We start from the raw sequence: 17,209 nt of genomic DNA, 5'->3' as shown, positions 1-17,209 counted from the left end.
GACCCGCTAGTTGGTCACGATTTCCGGCCCCATGAAGGTATTGGGCAGGTAGGTCGAAATCCACGGTATGTATGTCACCATGATCAGGAAGACGAACAGAACCGCCAGGAACGGCAGCGCCGCCTTCACAACGCTCATCATCGGCATTCCGGCCACACCCGAAGTCACGAACAGGTTCAGACCAACCGGAGGCGTGATCATCCCGATTTCCATGTTCACCACCATGATGATGCCCAAATGGATCGGGTCGATGCCAAGCTCGATAGCAATCGGGAACACCAGTGGTGCCACGATGACCAGCAGGCCCGAAGGCTCCATGAACTGACCGCCGATCAGCAGAATCACGTTGACCACGATCAGGAATGTCACCGGCCCCAGCCCCGCCGACAGCATGGCACTCGCGATATGCTGCGGCACTTGTTCATCGGTCAGAACGTGCTTCAGGATCAGCGCGTTGGCGATTACGAACAGCAATGTCACTGTCAGTTTGCCAGCCTCGAACAGCGTGTGCTTGGTGTCGGGGTGGAAAAACGCCGTAATCAGAGCATAAGGCTTTTTCAGCAACGGGATATTCTGCCCATCCCCATTGGTGCTGAGCGGCCCCATGTCCTTGTAGACAAAGCTGGCGATAAAGAAGGCGTAGACTGCGGCAACGGCAGCAGCCTCGGTCGGTGTGAATATACCGCCGTAGATGCCACCCAGAATGATGACGATCAGGAACAGGCCCCAACCGGCTTCGCGTGCCGACGTGAATATCTCACCCCAGCCTTTCCAGTCGCCCTTCGGCAGGTTCTTGACCTTGGCCATCACATAAATCGTGACCATCAGCATCAGGCCCGCCATCAGGCCCGGAATGACGCCCGCAAGGAACATCCGGCCCACCGAAACCTCGACAGCCGCCGCGTAAACGACCATCACGATGGACGGCGGAATCAGGATGCCCAGTGTACCCGCGTTACAGATCACACCGGCGGCGAACTCTTTCGAGTATCCAACCTGCCGCATCCCTGCGATCACGATCGAACCAATGGCGACCACAGTGGCCGGAGAGGAGCCCGACAGCGCGGCGAACAGCATACAGGCAAATACACCCGCAATGGCCAGACCGCCCGGCAAATGGCCAACGCAGGCAATCGAGAAGCGGATAATGCGCCGCGCCACACCGCCAGTCGTCATGAAGGACGAGGCAAGGATGAAGAACGGAATGGCCAGCAGGGTAAAGTGCCCCTCGAACGCTTCGAACAGCGTCCCAGCGACCGACGCCAGCGAACTGTCGGAATAGATCAGAAGGAACAAGGTCGAACTGAGGCCCAGAGCGACCGCAATCGGCACACCAATCAGCAGAAGGCCGATGACCATAGAGAATAGAAGTACGACGTCCATTAGTCATGCTCTCCTTGCTGAGCGCGGACTTCTTCGATCTCGTCCTCAACTTCGTGGCTGGCGACAAGGCGATCGGTCTCGCCACGCCAGATTTGTACTGCGACCTGCGCAAAGCGGATCACCAGCAGCAGCATCGACACCGGCAGCACCAGATACGGCACCACCTTGGGCAGCTTTTCATAGCCTTCGCCATAGTTGATAAGGTCCTCGAGGAAGCGCAGTGGCGCGACCATGGGAATATCGTCAACTTCGTAAAAGCTTTGGCTGCGTGCGTCGAAATTAAACCCGGTCGGGAACCAGCGGCCCGAGGTGGGCGGCAAGTCCGCAAACACGGCCCAATAGTCATATGAGCCTTTCAGCAGCAGCAGCGAAAATACCAAACAGCACGCCACCGCGATCAGCGCCAGAATGCGGCGTGGTGCCGGGGCCAACATGTTAAGGATGGCGTCCACACCCAGATGCGCGTGTTTCTTGACCGCATACGAAGCACCCAAAAGGACCAGCCAGCCAAAGGTGAACACCGTCAGTTCAAGCGCCCACAAGATGTTGGAATTAAAAACAAAGCGCGCGATCACATTGGCGAAGGTCACGACCGTCATCAGGCCCAGCAACGCCGCAATCATGGTCTCTTCGATATGGTCGACCAGCCCGCCTTGGCCGGGTTTCGAACCAGACATTTATCTGTCCCCACATTATTGGTGATGAGAGTAAGGTTGGCGGGCCTTTAGACGGCCCGCCCGGCCCACGCGTCGATTACTCCCCAGTGCCCGGACGCGCGGCCTGTGTTTCGGGATTAGAACCCGGCGTTGATGGCCTGAGCGGCGTCGATCTTGTCCTGACCAACGTCACCTGCAAACTGGTCCCAAACTGGCTTCATCGCATCGACCCAAGCCTGACGCTGCTCGGGGTTCAGTTCCCGAATGATGCCGCCCGCGTCTGTGATCGAGGCTTTGGCCGCTTCGTTCACTGCGAAGGCTTCTTTGTTCCGTGTCTCGGTCACTTCGCCGAGGATGGTCAGGAACTGATCCCGCACGTCGGGGTCAAGGCTGTCCAGCCAGTCGACCGAGGTCACAACCAGATAATCGATGATACCGTGGTTCGTCTCGGTGATGCCGTCCTGCACCTCAAAGAACTTCTTGCCGTAGATGTTCGACCAGGTGTTTTCCTGCCCGTCCACAACGCCCTGCTGCAGCGCGCCATAGACTTCCGAGAACGCCATCTTCTGCGGGCTGCCACCGATGGCTTCCATCTGTGCAACCAGAACGTCCGAGGACTGCACACGGAACTTCAGGCCGTTTGCATCCGACGGATCCTCTAGCGGTTTGTTTGCAGACATCTGCTTCATACCGTTGTGCCAGAAGGCTAGGCCCTGCAGGCCGCGGCGCTGCATGCTGTCCTTCATCGCCTGACCGTCAGCCGAAGCCTGGAACGCGTCCACAGCTTCGATGTTTTTGAACATGAACGGCAGGTCGAACAGACGGAACTGTTTGGTGAATTTTTCGAACTTCGACAGCGACGGCGCGGCCAGTTGGACGTCACCTTGCAGCATCGCCTCAAGCACCTTGTCATCGTTATAGAGCGTGGAGTTCGGATAGACCTCCATGCACATCACGCCGTTCATCTCGTCGTTCACACGCTGTTCCAGCAGCGATGCCGCGATGCCTTTGGGGTGTTTGTCAGTGTTTGTTACATGCGCGAACTTGACCACGATCTCGCCGTCGTCACAGGCCGCCATGGCGGCCGAGGCCGAAACGCTCAGCGCCAGCGCGGTGGCAGCAGTTGTAAGGAATTTCATCTGTCTTTTCCTCCCAGACTTCCAGAAACCTTTCGTCGACGCCGGATCGACGTCGCATGGCGCGCAGTGAAGCGAATCAATGACCACCGCTCAACTTTTTGTTCACGAATCCCGAAACTTGATATTTATCGTTTGTTTTCTGATTGTTACAGAACATCCATTTGCTGCCACCTCGCTGGTGCGCATCTGGCCGTGCGGAATTCCGCACATCCATCCCTCCCAATGTGCGGAATTCCGCACAAGCTTCGAATCAGATGAGCCGACTCACGTCTTGATTCCCTTGTGACCAGCCGCAGCCCGCATCCGCGGGCTGTCTGGCCCAACGCCTTTAAACGCATGATAATGCGGCCAAAGGCGGCTTGAGCCCCCGTTAGCGCCGATAGTCTTCGGGGCGAATCTGATAGCGCGCAAGTTTGTCGTAGAAAGTCTTGCGCGGCAGCTTCAACGCTTTTGCGGCATCCGAGGCTTTGCCATTGTGTCGACCCAATGCCGCAATCAGTAACGAGCGTTCTACACGCGCCATTTGTTCGCTCAGCCCCAGATCGGCGGCGCGCGATACCTCTTCGGGCATCCCTAACACGAACCGCATCGCGGCGGACATCAGCGACCGGGCATTGCCCGGCCAGTCATTGGCCATCAGTGACGCCATATGTTCCGGGGTAACTTCGGGTTCAGCTATGCCCGCTTGCTCAGCCGCCTGTGCGACATAGTGGCGAAATATAACCGGAATATCCTCTGGCCGTTCCGCAAGCGAGGGGATGCGCACACGCATGACGTCCAGACGGTAGAACAAGTCGGCATTGAATTTGCCCTGATCCGACAAGACCGCCAGATCGGCGGTCGTTCCTGCAACGATCCTTGAATCTGTACCCTGCTCTACCAACTCAAGTGCGGCGTATTGCGTGGCATCCGGCATGGCCGAAACCTCATCCAGAAACAGCGACCCACCAGCCGCATCCTCGCACACGCGCACCAATCCTTCAGGTGTCAGCCCTGACGCCGGGCGCTTGACGAATGGTCCTTGGCCAACGGGCGACATCAGATGCACCACCTCGGCCACTTTCGATATTCCGCTGCCCGGCGGCCCTGTGACCAAAACCTCTGCACCAGTTGGAGCGACCGACCGAACACGTTCGCGCAAGGCCTCGGCCTGTGCGGACAGGCCGAACAAAAGCCGCGCAGCCGGATCGCCCCGCTCAAGCTCTGATTTCATCGCGCGTTGTTCGATCACCTGCGCGCGCGCAGCCAGAGCACGCTCTAGTACGGACAGCAGGTCCGCTGCTGCACATGGTTTTTCCAGAAAATCGAACGCACCCTGCCCCATGGCCTGCACCGCCATCGGGATGTCGCCTTCTCCGGTCAACAGGACAACCGGCAAATCGGGATCCACCTCGCGCGCATAGTTTAGCAGATGAAACCCGTCCCGGCCGGGCATACGAATATCTGATACGATAACGCCGGGAAAATCCTCGCGAATGTGGTCTTTTGCGGCCACGAAAGACCCCGCCGTAACAGGGTCATAGTCAGCCAGCTCAAGCGTTTGCGCCAAGGCCTCGCGGATGGCGGCGTCATCATCGACCAGTAGAATTTTCCGCGTCATGCGACCTCGTGTTCCGTGAAAGGCTCAAGCTCGACCGTAAACAGTGCACCGGATTCGAGATTGGTGCCCCGGATATTACCCCCGAAACTCTGCACCAAACCATACGAGATCGAAAGCCCAAGCCCCATCCCCTCAGACGAACCAACGGCCTTGGTTGTATAAAACGGCTCGAACAGTTTTTCCGAGTTTTCGATGCCCGGCCCTATATCCCTAACCGTCACAGCCAGTTTGCTTGCGCGTTCGATCCGGATGCGGATAAGGCGATCGTCTTGCCCGCTCATGGCGTCGGCGGCGTTATTTATCAGGTTCACGAACACCTGGACCAACCGAACTTCACCGCCCCACGCGTATACCGGGCTGTTGGGTGCAGCCCAGTCCATGCGGACGTCATCGCTCCGCAACCGCGCTTCGGTCAATTCCACAGCCGTGTCGATCACCTGAACCAGATTGACCTTGCCCATCGGCTCGCTTTCGTTGCGCGCAAAGGCGCGCAGGTTCTTGATGATACGCGCCATACGCGCCGCCATTGCCGAGATACGCGTCAGGTTCTCGGACGCTTTCTCATCCCGTCCGCGGGACAGAAAGGCGGCACCGTTATCCGCAAATTGCTGGATCGCCATCAGCGGCTGGTTCAGCTCGTGACTGATCCCTGCCGACATCTGCCCCAAGGCGCTGAGTTTACCTGCCTGGATCAGTTCCTCCTGCGCATGTTTCAACGCGGCTTCAGCCTCTTCACGTTCGCGCACCTCACGTCGCAGAGCAGTATTCGCAGCCGTCAACGCCTGGGTACGTTGCGCGACGCGGCTTTCCAAAACTGTGTTGGCCTCAGCCAACGCGCGCCTGCGTTCGGTTGCCAGATACAAGAGCGCGCCGAAGGCAAGACAGATTGCTGCAACGGTGGCGGCCTGCAGCCTCGCCAAACGCCGTGCTGGGGCCACATCGACCAGAACCTCGGCCGTCATGTCGATGACTGGTAGATCCAACATCAGGTGCAACGCGCGGCTGGGCAGGTATCGACCCCAGTTCAACTGCCACACCTCATGCGGGCCGACCAGAACCGAGGCGAAATCGACTTCCCCGCCGTCCGGAGGTGACAAGCCCAACTGCCCTTCATCTCGACGCCAAAACAACAAGTCCGATCGGTTCGAGATAAAAACGACGCCGTCCCCATCGATGAAAAACACCGCCTCGGTGCTGCCTCGCCAGGTCTGTTCCACATCCTGCACATCGGCCACAACGATCAACACGCCTTCGACCTGACCAGCAGCGCCAAATGCGGGGGCGGCATAGGAATACGTGCGATCACCGCTGCTTTCGGCAACACCATGCGCGCTGCCCATCGCACCCTGCATTGCGCGTTGGAATGCGGGATGGTCAGCCATGTCTGGCCGCACCACCGGCTGCGCCGCGGCCAGAACCCGCCCGGTTCGGTCCAAATACACCATATTAACGGCCGAGGTCTTATCGGCCACGTCAAGCAATATTGCCCGCGCTGTCCTTTGTTGCGCGGGCGTTTCCAGATCGCGCAGGACTGGATGCGTGGCCATCAGAACTGCAAGTTCCTGATAAACCTGCATCTGAGTGCTGAGACGGTCTGCTGCCAACTCAAGGTCGGCCTCGGCCTTTTCACTGAGCTGCAACAATGCCTGGCGGTAGCCATAGGACCAGACGCCAGCCGTCAACAGGCCGACTGCAAACAAAAATCCCAAAATGAGCCAAACGCGTTGCATGACATAGGGTCTTGCATTCGGCGCGCGGCATGGCAAGTCTGCGCCGCATGAAGAAGGTATTTCAATCTCCGGTCGATCCGGGTTTCGTACAAAACCCCTACCCGTTCTATGATCAGGCCCGCGCGAGTGGCGATCTCGTCTTTTGGGAGGATTATGGGAAGGTTGCCGCAGTTTCGCAGCGGGCTGTTTCGGCCCTTCTGAAAGACCGTCGTTTTGGACGGGAAATGCCGCAAGAAATGCAAACCCTTGGCCCAGCACATCTAGCGCCGTGGCTAGCGGTCGAGGCGCACTCTTTGTTGGAAGCGGAACCACCACGACATACGCGTTTGCGCGCGCTGGTGATGCGGGCGTTCACCTCGCGCGCCATTGCGGCGCTTGAACCTTCGATTCACGACCTGACACAGTCGTTGATAGATGCATTTCCCGACCAGCCTTTCGATCTGCTGACCGCCTTCTGCACGCAAGTTCCTGTCATCACGATCTGCCGCCTTTTGGGCGTGCCTGAGGAGATGGCACCCAACCTTCTGCGCTGGTCGCATGACATGGTGGCGATGTACCAAGCCAGCCGCACGCCTGAGACCGAGGCTGTCGCTGCAAGTTCATCTCAGGAATTCACCGATTTTCTGCTCGACTACATCGAACAACGCCGCAACGACCCGCAGGACGATTTGATCACACGTTTGATTGTGGCTGAGGAGGACGGTGAAAAGCTCTCGCGAGACGAGTTGGTCGCCACCTGTATCCTGCTTTTGAATGCCGGGCATGAAGCCACAGTGCACTCACTTGGAAATGGCGTGAAGACCGTTCTGCAACTTGGCATTGGACTTCAGGCTATTGCGCCGGACAACATCGACCGAACGGTCGAAGAAATTCTGCGCTTTGACCCGCCGCTGCACATGTTCACCCGCTATGCCTATGAGGACATAGAGGTTTTCGAACACTGCTTTAAACGCGGAGATGAGGTCGCGCTGCTGTTGGGCGCGGCGAACCGCGATCCCGCGGTCTGGAACGAACCGGACAGATTTGATCCCACCCGCACCATTGTCACGAACACCAGTTTCGGCGCCGGTCTGCACTTTTGCGTTGGCGCACCGCTGGCCCGCATGGAGATGCGCATCGCGTTGTCGGCTCTGTTCGAACGCTGTCCTGACCTTCGCCTGGCCGCCGAACCAGAATATTCGAACACCTACCATTTTCACGGGCTGACCAAATTGATGGTGCAGACCTAGCTTTCAATCAGCGCTTTCAGAGGCAACATGGTAGTGGACTTGATCTCTTCCATCGACAGTAAGGCGGTCACGTTGTGAACGCGCACTTCTGAAATCAGCGCCTGATAGAATTCGTCATAAGCGCGCGCATTTTTGACCCGCACCTTGAGGATATAGTCGATGTCTCCGGCCAGCCGATGCGCCTCTTGCACTTCGGGCCTGTCTCGGAGTGCTTTTAGGAACTTGTGCTGCCAGTCAGCCTCGTGTTCCGATGTGCGAATCAGCACGAAAAACGTGGCCTCAAACCCCAGCGCCTCGGCATCCAGCAAAACGGTCTGCTGACCGATCACCCCGGACCCTTTCAGCTTGCGTATCCGATTCCAGACCGGGGTCTTGGAACTGCCAACACGGGCGGCTATTTCGTCCAGCGATTGGCTTGCGTCCCGCTGCAGCTCGACCAGAATTTTCCGATCCGTATCGTCAATCCGCACCGACATTCCAATTTTCCTTTCGTTTCGAAACCAATGTCCCAATTTGTTATCAGCTCAGAACATTTGTCCTTATTTACCCGCCCATATGGCGCATTGGCGGGAATATTTCCTATATTGCAACTCAAGTCAAACCACACTCGGGACACGAAATGCAGCTTACGCAATCATATGATGGCACAGGACATGTCGACTTTGTCGGCGCGGGTCCCGGCGATCCGGAATTGCTGACGCTCAAGGCGCTGAATGCGTTCGAGCGTGCAGACGTTGTCCTGCATGACCGCCTGATTAGCGACGAGGTTCTGGCATTGGCCGGCAAGACCGCCAAACTGGTCGATGTCGGCAAGGCTGGTTTCGGCCCGTCGTGGAAGCAGGAAGACATTGACGCCCTGTTGGTCGACTACGCCCTGAAAGGTCAGCGCGTCGTACGCCTGAAATCCGGCGACCCGACCGTATTTGGTCGCTTGGATGAAGAGATCGAGGCAGTTGAGGCTGCTAGCATCTCGTGGCGGATCGTACCGGGTATCACCGCTGCATCCGCAGCAGTGGCCGGAATTGGTCAAAGCCTGACACGTCGCGGACGCAATTCTTCGGTTCGGTTTCTGACCGGCCACGACATGAAGGGATTTGCCGATCACGACTGGACTGCGCTGGCACGCGCGGGTTCGGTTGCGGCGATTTATATGGGCAAGAAATCCGCCCGGTTTATCCAGGGCCGCCTGATCATGCACGGAGCCGACCGGCAGACGCCTGTGACCCTGATCGAGAACGCCTCGCGACCCGATCAGCGCGTTCTGGAAACGACTCTGGATCAGCTTCCGACCGATCTGAACGCCGCCGAGATGGACGGCCCAACACTGACATTTTATGGCCTCGCCCCGCGCCAAGCGGCCCAGGCCCTGACCGAATTCAAGAAGGAGCACGCCTGATGGCCCGCGCTTTTACCCCCAAAGTGGTCACTGCCAACGATTTGTTGGAAGGTGACGTGATCTATCAAACCGAAGACGACCGCTGGTCGCGTGAACTGTCCGAGGCCGAGCTGATCACGGACGAGGCCCATGCGCAGGTGCGTCTGTTGGATGCGTCGCGTCAGGCCAACAAGATCGTCGGCGCCTATCTGGCCGACGCCGTCGCCGGTGACAACGGCCCTGAGCCGACCCACTTCCGGGAAGACTTCCGCCGCACCGGCCCGTCCAACTATGCCCACGGCAAACAAGAAACATCCACGCAGCCCCGGGCCTGACCTCTGGCCCGTCTCTCTCCCCTTCTAAAGGCCCCACGGTTCGGGGCTGCAACTAAGGACAGCTAAACATGTATCGCTACTCCGAGTTCGACACAGCATTTTTGGCAGAACGTAATGCGCAGTTCCGCGCGCAGGTCGAGCGTCGTATCGACGGCTCGTTGACCGAAGACGAATTTAAACCCCTGCGCCTGATGAACGGCCTGTATCTGCAGTTGCACGCATACATGCTGCGGGTCGCGATCCCCTATGGCACACTGTCCAGCGCGCAGATGCGCCAACTGGCCCTGCTGGCTGAGAAGTGGGACAAAGGCTATGGCCATTTCACCACCCGTCAGAACATCCAGTACAACTGGCCGAAACTGAACGACGTTCCGGACATGCTGGACGCGCTGGCCGAGGTTGGCATGCACGCCATCCAAACCTCAGGCAACACCATCCGCAATGTGACCGCCGACCATTTCGCCGGTGCTGCCGCAGATGAGGTTGCCGATCCGCGGCCCTATGCCGAGCTACTGCGCCAATGGTCGACCGACCACCCGGAATTCCAGTTCATGCCGCGTAAGTTCAAGATCGCCATCACCGGCTCGGAAAACGACCGTGCCGTGATCAAGGCGCATGACATCGGTCTGCAACTGGTCGAGCGTGACGGTGTGTTGGGCGCTCGCGTAATCGTTGGTGGCGGTCTGGGCCGTACGCCCATGATCGGCAAGGAACTGTCCGAGTTCGTCGCCTTCGACGACCTGCTAGCGTATCTCGAAGCCACCGTTTCCGTGTGGAACCAGATCGGCCGTCGCGACAACAAGTACAAAGCCCGCATCAAGATTACCGTGCATGAACATGGCATCGACGCGATCCGCGCCAAGGTGAACGAGCGCTTCCTGAAGGTCCGCCCGCAATTCAAAGGCGCGGATATGAACCTGCTGGAAGAGATCAAGGGCCACTTTGCCCCGCCAACCTTCCGCGAAGCCTCGGTTGCATCGTTCGAAAGTGCCTACACCAACGATCCGGTCTTCCGGTCTTGGGTCGACACCAACATCGCGCCGCACAAGAACGCGGACCACGCGATCGTCACCATCTCGATCAAGAAGCACGGCCAGACGCCGGGCGATGCGACAGCTGAGCAGATGCGCGTGATGGCTGATCTGGCCGAAGAGTTCGCCTATGACGAACTGCGCATCAGCCATGAGCAGAACGTGATCCTGCCGCATGTCCACAAATCGGACCTGCCCGCGATCCATGCGAAGCTGAAAGAGTACGAACTGGCAACTGCCAATATCGGCCTGATCAGCGATATCATCGCCTGCCCCGGCATGGATTACTGCGCACTGGCAACGGCGCGTTCAATCCCGGTCGCGCAAGAGATTGCGACCCGTTTCGACGACCTGAAGCTCGAGCATGATATCGGCCACCTAAAGATCAAGATCTCGGGCTGCATCAACGCATGTGGTCACCACCACGTCGGTCACATCGGCATCCTGGGTCTGGATCGTGCTGGCGTCGAGAACTACCAGATCACTCTGGGTGGTGACGCGACCGAAACAGCCGCCGTTGGCGACCGCACCGGTCCGGGCTTTGCCTATGATGAGATCGTGCCAGCCATCGAACGCATCGTGGACACGTATCTGACACAGCGTGACAGCGCCGAAGAAACGTTCTTGGAAACCTATCGCCGCGTAGGCATGGCACCGTTCAAGGCGGCGCTTTACCCCGAGGCACAGGCCAATGCCGCTTGACCTGATCCAGACGGAACTGGGCAAAGACCGCGCAGAGCTGACCGAACAGGTCGAAGCGCTGAACGCCCGGTTCCGCCACCACAGCGCCCATGATGTTATGCACGGCGCGCTGGAAGAGATCGAAGAACTGGCCCTAGTGTCCAGTTTCGGTGCGGAGTCGGTGGTGTTGCTGCACATGGCGGCGGTAGTCGATAAGATGACGCCGGTGCTGTTCGTGGACACGCAGATGCTGTTCACCGAAACGCTGGAATATCAGCAAGAGGTCAGTGAACGTCTGGGGCTGAAAAATGTCCGCATCATCCACGCCGAGGATGAGGACGTGCAGCGCGACGACCCCTATGGCGCATTGCGCCTGCGGGACACTGACGCGTGCTGCAATCTGCGCAAAACCTTCCCGCTGCAAAAGGCACTGGCGGGGTATGACGGATGGATCACCGGTCGCAAACGGTTTCAGTCGGGCACACGCGCCGCGCTAGACTTCTTTGAGGTCGAAGACGGCACTGGCCGGATCAAGGTCAATCCGCTGGCCCATTGGGCGCCCGAGGATGTGCGCGCCTATATGGACGAAAACAACCTGCCCCGGCATCCGCTGGTGGCCAAAGGTTACCCCTCGATCGGCTGTGCGCCCTGCACCTCGCCGGTCAAAGAAGGCGAAGACCCCCGCGCCGGACGCTGGCGCGATCAGAACAAAGAAGAATGCGGCATCCATTTTGTCGACGGCAAAATGGTTCGCGCTGGAGAGAAAACATGAACGTAATCGTAACGGATGAGGGGTTCGCCCCAGACGACTGGACAGATGGCTTTGTCACGCTCGAGGACGCAGCCAATGATGTGGTTGCGCTGGACGTGGCCTCGGACACTGACCCTGATGAGCTTGTCGACCGCCTGGGCAGCGCCCGGATGGTCCGCGTGGACTTCCCGTCTTCGGCGGATGGTCGCGGCTTTACCATCGCGCGCGTGTTGCGCCTGAAAGGCTACACCGGTCGTCTGCGGGCCAAGGGCCATGTTCTGGCCGACCAATACGCCATGGCGCGCCGCAGCGGGTTTGATGAGGTCGAAATCGACGACGCACTTGCCAGCCGCCAGCCCGAAGATCAGTGGCTGGCCCGCGCCGATTGGAAAGACCACAACTATCAGGCCCGCCTGCGCGGCTAAGATCGCCAATCGCCAGCTTGTGACTTCAAAGGGGCATTTAGCCCCTTTTCCTGACTTGGATCAAAGATTAAACGGAGATGTCGGTTTACCCAGCCGATAGTGAAACGATGACAGAGATGAAACCCGTGACCGAAGTAACCGCCGTCAAGGCCCCCGTCCTTCCGGACGCACAGACCGTAACAGACGTCAAACATTGGACCGACAGCCTGTTTTCCTTCAAGGTGTCGCGTCCTGCCTCGCTGCGGTTCCGTTCAGGCGAGTTCGTTATGATCGGCCTGCTTGGCGACAACGGCAAACCGCTGCTGCGCGCCTATTCGATCGCTTCGCCGTCCTGGGACGAAGAGCTGGAGTTCTACTCGATCAAGGTCCAGGACGGTCCGCTGACCTCAAAGTTGCAGCACATCAAACCGGGTGATCAGATCATCTTGCGGCCAAAGCCCGTCGGTACGCTGGTCCACGACGCCCTGCTGCCCGGTAAGCGTCTGTGGTTCTTTGCCACCGGAACAGGTTTCGCACCCTTCGCCTCGCTGCTACGCGAGCCGCAGACTTATGAGGATTATGACGAGGTCATCATCACCCATACCTGCCGGGAAGTGGCTGAGCTGGAATATGGCCGTCAGTTGATCGAAAGCATCCGTCAGGACGAAATGCTGGCCGAGCTGATGGGCGAAGGCTTTGCCGACAAGATCCGCTACTACCCCACCACGACGCGGGAAGAGAGCCCCAAGATGGGTCGCATCACCGAGTTGCTGAAAGACGGCACGGTCTTTACCGATCTGGGCATCGAAGGCGGCATCAAACCGGATACTGACAGGGCGATGGTTTGTGGTTCGCTGGCCTTCAACCTCGACATCAAAGAGATTTTGGAAGAGTTCGGCCTGCGCGAAGGTGCCAATTCCGAACCCAAGGAATTTGTCATCGAAAAAGCCTTTGTTGGTTAATCCAACACGCCAGTCCGGGGCAATTTACCCCGGACTGGCGAAAAACCCCTGACAAAACCCGGAATTTTCGGACTGGCCTGTACTTATGCCGCTTGAAACGGCGTGCAGGCCAGTCTAAATTCCGACCTCGAAATTCTGCAATCATCAAAGGAATGAACCCATAGCTCGCAGACCTCACAACGCGCCGCCGCAGAGAGACACCGGCCCCCGCGTCAATGACAAGATCCGTGCCCCTGAAATTCGCCTGATCGGCGCCGAAGGCGAAAACGTCGGGGTGGTTCATCCCGCCAAAGCCATGCAGATGGCCGCAGATGCCGGACTTGATCTGGTCGAGATTTCGCCCAACGCGAACCCGCCAGTCTGCAAGATCATGGACTTTGGTAAGTTCAAGTATGAACAGCAGAAGCGCGAAAGCGAAGCCCGCAAAAAGCAAAAAGTCATCGAGGTGAAAGAGGTCAAATTCCGCCCCAACACCGATACCCATGACTACGACGTGAAGATGCGGAACGTTTTCAAGTTTCTTGAAAACGGCGATAAGGTCAAAGTCACGCTGCGTTTCCGTGGCCGCGAGATGGCGCACCAGAACCTTGGACGTGAGCTTCTGGAACGTGTTGCCGCCGACACCAAGGAAATCGGCAAGGTGGAAAACATGCCGAAGATGGAAGGCCGTCAGATGATCATGATGATCGGCCCACTGCCACAGAAGTAAGCGCTGTGCTTTCTATTTGGAAACCCTGTCAGATCCGCTCTGACAGGGTTTTTTATTGGTTTTGAGGCACCGCGCCGTGCGAAGGTTCACGGGGCGCAGGACACCTTAGCCGGGGATCGAAGCTGAAATCGCCCGGCCAAGCTTGCCGACAAGCTCGTCTATCTGCGCATCCTCAATAATGAACGGTGGGGCAAGCAGGATGTGATCGCCCAGTCGCCCATCCCGCGTGCCGGACATCGGATAGCAGATCAGTCCCTCGGCCAGCGCCGCCTTCTTAACTTTGCCCGCAACACCGTGGGAAGGATCAAACGGCGTTTTTGTGTCACGGTCGGCCACCAGCTCCAGCCCTCGGAACAGGCCCCTGCCGCGGATATCGCCGACGTTCGGATGCTGACCAAACGCGGCCTGCAAAGCAGCTTGCAGCTTGTCGCCCATGACACCGGCGCGTTGCGGTAGTTCACGCGCGGTCAGTTCGGTGACAACGGCCAGGGCTGCGGCGGTTGCAACCGGATGGCCGATATAGGTGTGCCCGTGCTGGAAAAACCCGGATCCATCCCGGATCGCATCGTAAATCCGGCCTGTGCACATCATGGCACCAATCGGCTGGTATCCAGCCCCCAACCCTTTGGCGATGCAAAGGATGTCCGGGGCTACGCCGTCATGATCGCAGGCAAACAGATGCCCTGTTCGTCCCATGCCGCACATGACTTCGTCCAAAATCAGCAACACCCCATACTGGTCACAAATCTCGCGAATACGTTTGAAATATCCCTCAACAGCAGGAACTGCGCCCAGTGTTGCCCCCACCACCGGCTCTGCCATGAAGGCCATGACCGTTTCGGGACCCAAGCGCAGAATCTCAGCCTCCAGCTCATTGGCGACACGCTGGCCGTAGTCAAAGCTGCTCTCGCCATCAAGCTTTTCAGCATATTCGAAACAGGGAGCGATATGAGTCATTTCGATCAGCATCGGCGCAAACTGCGCCCGCCGCCATTCGTTGCCCCCTGCCGACAATGCCCCCAAAGTATTCCCATGATAGCTCTGACGCCGCGCAATAACGCGGCGACGCTCGGGCTGACCGATTTCAAGGAAGTACTGCCGGGCAAGTTTCATCGCTGCCTCGGTTGCCTCGGAACCGCCTGAGACAAAGTACACACCATCCAGATCGCCCGGCGCATGTTTCACCAGCAGATCAGCCAGCGCCTCGGCAGGTTCGGAAGTCATGAAACCGGTATGCGCAAATGCGATCTGTTCGACCTGCCGCTGCACGGCCTCTATAACCGCCGGGTTTGAATGACCAAGGCAGGACACTGCCGCATCACCACAATCCAGATAACGCTTCCCTTGATCGTCAATCAGGTAGCATCCGTCGCCGCCAACGGCGATCGGCAGATCAGATTTGGTATGACGAGGAAAAACGTGACTCATGGCTGAGTTCCTTTCAAAGCCGCGATCAGCGCCGATACCGACGCTGCGTTGTTAGCCCAGGTATTGCCGTCCCGGTCGGTCAGGCTGTTTTCAAATCCGACCCGTACATCCCCACCGCGCTCCGCTGCTGCCAAAAGACAAGCATGCTCTTGCTTTCCGAACGCACAAACCATCCAACGGGACGGGTTTTGCGGAAAGTGGTCAAGGTCTTGTGGCGTGGATTCCTGTCCTGAGGTGTACCGCCCCAGGACCAACAACCGATCAGTTTGTCCGTCTCGTACGATCCCACGGGCCTGCCAGTCCACCAGCAAAGCCGCGTCTTCATCGTTATAGAGAATATGCTGAACGCGCGTCCCTTGCTCCGCGCACAATCCATAAACCTTGTCCGCCAAATCTGGCGCTCGCGCAATTTCGCGGACAGAGATCGAGGCCCAATTCGGCTTCACTTGCTGCAAACACTGAAACTGGGCTGGGACATCAAATACACCTGCTGCTTCAGTCGTAATCTGAATGTCCACCGTGGGCACCGCACGACGCAACTCGGACATCGTCTCAAGGTAACGCCCGGAATCCAAAGAGTGCTGCCCCTGATCATCTCGCACATGCAGGTGAATTCCATCCGCTCCTGCCTGATAGCAGCTTTGCGCGGCGGATACGATTTCGAGCAACGACACTGGAAGCTGGGCGTGATCTACGTGTCCCCTACGTGCACCGTTCGGCGCTACCAAAACATAGGGCATTTGTGTTTGTGACAGTGTCTCGGACATAAGAATAACCTTTGCGACTGTTGATCCAGTTAATGACCTCACGTCCGTTTTCAATTTACATTTTTCATAACATTTGTTTTTCTTTTCCGCATGGCCATAACCCCGAACCAGCTCGCCGACATCTTGCGACGGCAGATAGACCAGCTGCCTCCTGGTTTGCAGATGGCCGCAAAGTACATTCTGGATCATCCCGCAGATTTCGGGCTGGATCCAATCCGGGAAACCGCAGCAAAGATCGGCGTCAGCTCGAACGTCCTGGTGCGGCTGGCGCATCGGATGGGGTTTGATGGCTTCGACGCTCTTCGTGCTCCGTTTCGCGGTGCTTTGGTCACGGATAGCGAGGATAACCTCAGCCAAAGCTGGCTTGCCGACATGCAGGACGATGACACATTCAGTGCTGCGCAGTCGAAATTCGCACAGAACGCACAGAACGTCGTAATGCGATCCCTGCGGTTAATGAACCCTGAACGCGTCAGGCAGGCCGTTGAAATCATGACGTCTGCAGACAGGTGCTTTGTCACAGCCACGCGCGCAAGCTATGCCTTGTCTTACTATTTTTCTTATGCCGGGCGCATGGCGCATCCCGGTCTCCAGCTTGTTCCCCGCCACATGGGGTCCGCGTCAGACGATCTGCTGGATGCAAACCCAAACGACTGCCTGATCGCCATCACCGTCCACCCCTATTCCGCCGACACCATCCAATCGATGCGACTGGCGCGGCGCATGAGCATGCCGATCATCCTGATTGCCGATAGCGAAGTAATCGCACCCGGGATCGAACCGAACGTGGTCTTCCCGGTCAGCACGCGGTCTCTGCATCACTTCTCAAGCTATGCCGGGGCCATGGTGGTTCTGGAATGTCTTCTGGGCCACCTGTTTCAGGCAGGCGGAGACGCTGCGCGCGATCGAGTAGACGAATACCAAAAATCCCGAGAAGACACAGGCGCATACTGGCGACCGTCTAAGCCGCCCAGAATACGACGCAGATGAAAAAGCCCCAGCGCAAGCGCCGGGGCTTTTTTGGCTGGC

The 17,209-nt window shown here is 58.1% G+C and carries 17 protein-coding genes; 9 read left to right on the top strand and 8 right to left on the bottom strand.

What is annotated here, in order from left to right; genetic code table 11:
• Positions 1–6 precede the first annotated feature (6 nt).
• From GOW16_RS07800 to GOW16_RS07780, 5 genes are all read right to left on the bottom strand, one after another.
• On the bottom strand, positions 7–1,383 hold the full coding sequence (locus GOW16_RS07800) for a TRAP transporter large permease (RefSeq protein WP_170412793.1): 1,377 nt from the start codon (positions 1,381–1,383) through the stop codon (positions 7–9).
• Positions 1,383–2,060 (bottom strand): TRAP transporter small permease, encoded by a 678-nt coding sequence (locus GOW16_RS07795; RefSeq protein WP_170412790.1) that lies wholly within the window; start codon positions 2,058–2,060, stop codon positions 1,383–1,385. The genes GOW16_RS07800 and GOW16_RS07795 overlap by 1 nt, the downstream gene beginning before the upstream one ends.
• A 116-nt stretch (positions 2,061–2,176) precedes the next feature.
• Positions 2,177–3,178 (bottom strand): DctP family TRAP transporter solute-binding subunit, encoded by a 1,002-nt coding sequence (locus tag GOW16_RS07790; RefSeq protein WP_170412787.1) that lies wholly within the window; start codon positions 3,176–3,178, stop codon positions 2,177–2,179.
• Between the two features lie 370 nt (positions 3,179–3,548).
• The gene (locus GOW16_RS07785; RefSeq protein WP_170412784.1) at positions 3,549–4,778 is read right to left on the bottom strand and encodes a sigma-54-dependent transcriptional regulator; all 1,230 of its coding nucleotides are present in this window, start codon (positions 4,776–4,778) and stop codon (positions 3,549–3,551) included.
• The gene (locus GOW16_RS07780; RefSeq protein WP_170412781.1) at positions 4,775–6,508 is read right to left on the bottom strand and encodes a sensor histidine kinase; all 1,734 of its coding nucleotides are present in this window, start codon (positions 6,506–6,508) and stop codon (positions 4,775–4,777) included. Before GOW16_RS07780 ends, GOW16_RS07785 begins: the two co-directional genes overlap by 4 nt.
• A 47-nt stretch (positions 6,509–6,555) precedes the next feature.
• Here GOW16_RS07780 and GOW16_RS07775 point away from each other — a divergent pair, with 47 nt between their 5' ends.
• Positions 6,556–7,737, top strand: coding sequence for a cytochrome P450 (locus tag GOW16_RS07775; protein ID WP_170413379.1), 1,182 nt, complete (start codon positions 6,556–6,558; stop codon positions 7,735–7,737).
• On the opposite strand, the gene GOW16_RS07770 is transcribed toward GOW16_RS07775, so the two are convergent.
• Positions 7,734–8,213: an Lrp/AsnC family transcriptional regulator gene (locus tag GOW16_RS07770; protein ID WP_170412778.1), complete on the bottom strand. Its 480-nt coding sequence runs from the start codon at positions 8,211–8,213 to the stop codon at positions 7,734–7,736. The two genes, GOW16_RS07775 and GOW16_RS07770, sit on opposite strands and share 4 nt — an antisense overlap.
• A gap of 143 nt (positions 8,214–8,356) precedes the next feature.
• On the opposite strand from GOW16_RS07770, the gene cobA reads away from it, so the two are divergent.
• The 7 genes from cobA to infC all read left to right on the top strand — a co-directional run bounded on the left by cobA (position 8,357) and on the right by infC (position 13,985).
• Positions 8,357–9,133, top strand: coding sequence for a uroporphyrinogen-III C-methyltransferase (gene cobA / locus GOW16_RS07765; RefSeq protein ID WP_170412775.1), 777 nt, complete (start codon positions 8,357–8,359; stop codon positions 9,131–9,133).
• Positions 9,133–9,447 (top strand): DUF2849 domain-containing protein, encoded by a 315-nt coding sequence (locus GOW16_RS07760; RefSeq protein WP_170412772.1) that lies wholly within the window; start codon positions 9,133–9,135, stop codon positions 9,445–9,447. Before cobA ends, GOW16_RS07760 begins: the two co-directional genes overlap by 1 nt.
• Positions 9,448–9,515: 68 nt before the next feature.
• Positions 9,516–11,180, top strand: coding sequence for a nitrite/sulfite reductase (locus tag GOW16_RS07755; protein WP_170412767.1), 1,665 nt, complete (start codon positions 9,516–9,518; stop codon positions 11,178–11,180).
• Positions 11,170–11,931 carry a phosphoadenylyl-sulfate reductase gene (locus GOW16_RS07750; RefSeq protein ID WP_170412763.1) on the top strand — a complete coding sequence of 254 codons (762 nt, stop codon included), beginning with the start codon at positions 11,170–11,172 and terminating at the stop codon, positions 11,929–11,931. The genes GOW16_RS07755 and GOW16_RS07750 overlap by 11 nt, the downstream gene beginning before the upstream one ends.
• The gene (locus GOW16_RS07745) at positions 11,928–12,335 is read left to right on the top strand and encodes a DUF934 domain-containing protein (RefSeq protein WP_170412760.1); all 408 of its coding nucleotides are present in this window, start codon (positions 11,928–11,930) and stop codon (positions 12,333–12,335) included. Before GOW16_RS07750 ends, GOW16_RS07745 begins: the two co-directional genes overlap by 4 nt.
• A gap of 107 nt (positions 12,336–12,442) precedes the next feature.
• Positions 12,443–13,276 carry a ferredoxin--NADP reductase gene (locus GOW16_RS07740; RefSeq protein WP_170413376.1) on the top strand — a complete coding sequence of 278 codons (834 nt, stop codon included), beginning with the start codon at positions 12,443–12,445 and terminating at the stop codon, positions 13,274–13,276.
• 118 nt (positions 13,277–13,394) lie between these two features.
• The gene (infC, locus tag GOW16_RS07735) at positions 13,395–13,985 is read left to right on the top strand and encodes a translation initiation factor IF-3 (protein ID WP_438826267.1); all 591 of its coding nucleotides are present in this window, start codon (positions 13,395–13,397) and stop codon (positions 13,983–13,985) included.
• Between the two features lie 105 nt (positions 13,986–14,090).
• Here the strand turns inward: infC and GOW16_RS07730 are convergent, their stop codons facing one another.
• A complete protein-coding gene (locus GOW16_RS07730) occupies positions 14,091–15,413 on the bottom strand; it encodes an aspartate aminotransferase family protein (protein WP_170412758.1) in 1,323 nt (440 codons plus the stop codon).
• Positions 15,410–16,180 carry a 3-keto-5-aminohexanoate cleavage protein gene (locus GOW16_RS07725; RefSeq protein WP_170412752.1) on the bottom strand — a complete coding sequence of 257 codons (771 nt, stop codon included), beginning with the start codon at positions 16,178–16,180 and terminating at the stop codon, positions 15,410–15,412. Before GOW16_RS07725 ends, GOW16_RS07730 begins: the two co-directional genes overlap by 4 nt.
• A 162-nt stretch (positions 16,181–16,342) precedes the next feature.
• Here GOW16_RS07725 and GOW16_RS07720 point away from each other — a divergent pair, with 162 nt between their 5' ends.
• Complete coding sequence (locus GOW16_RS07720) at positions 16,343–17,170, top strand: MurR/RpiR family transcriptional regulator (protein ID WP_254429715.1); 828 nt, start codon at positions 16,343–16,345, stop codon at positions 17,168–17,170.
• Positions 17,171–17,209: the final 39 nt, after the last annotated feature.

Origin of the sequence: Ruegeria atlantica (genome assembly GCF_013033965.1) — a bacterium.
Taxonomy (GTDB): Bacteria; Pseudomonadota; Alphaproteobacteria; order Rhodobacterales; family Rhodobacteraceae; genus Ruegeria; species Ruegeria atlantica_D.
The sequence above is the reverse complement of the archived record's forward strand: the minus strand, read 5'-3'. Positions and strand labels throughout refer to the sequence as shown.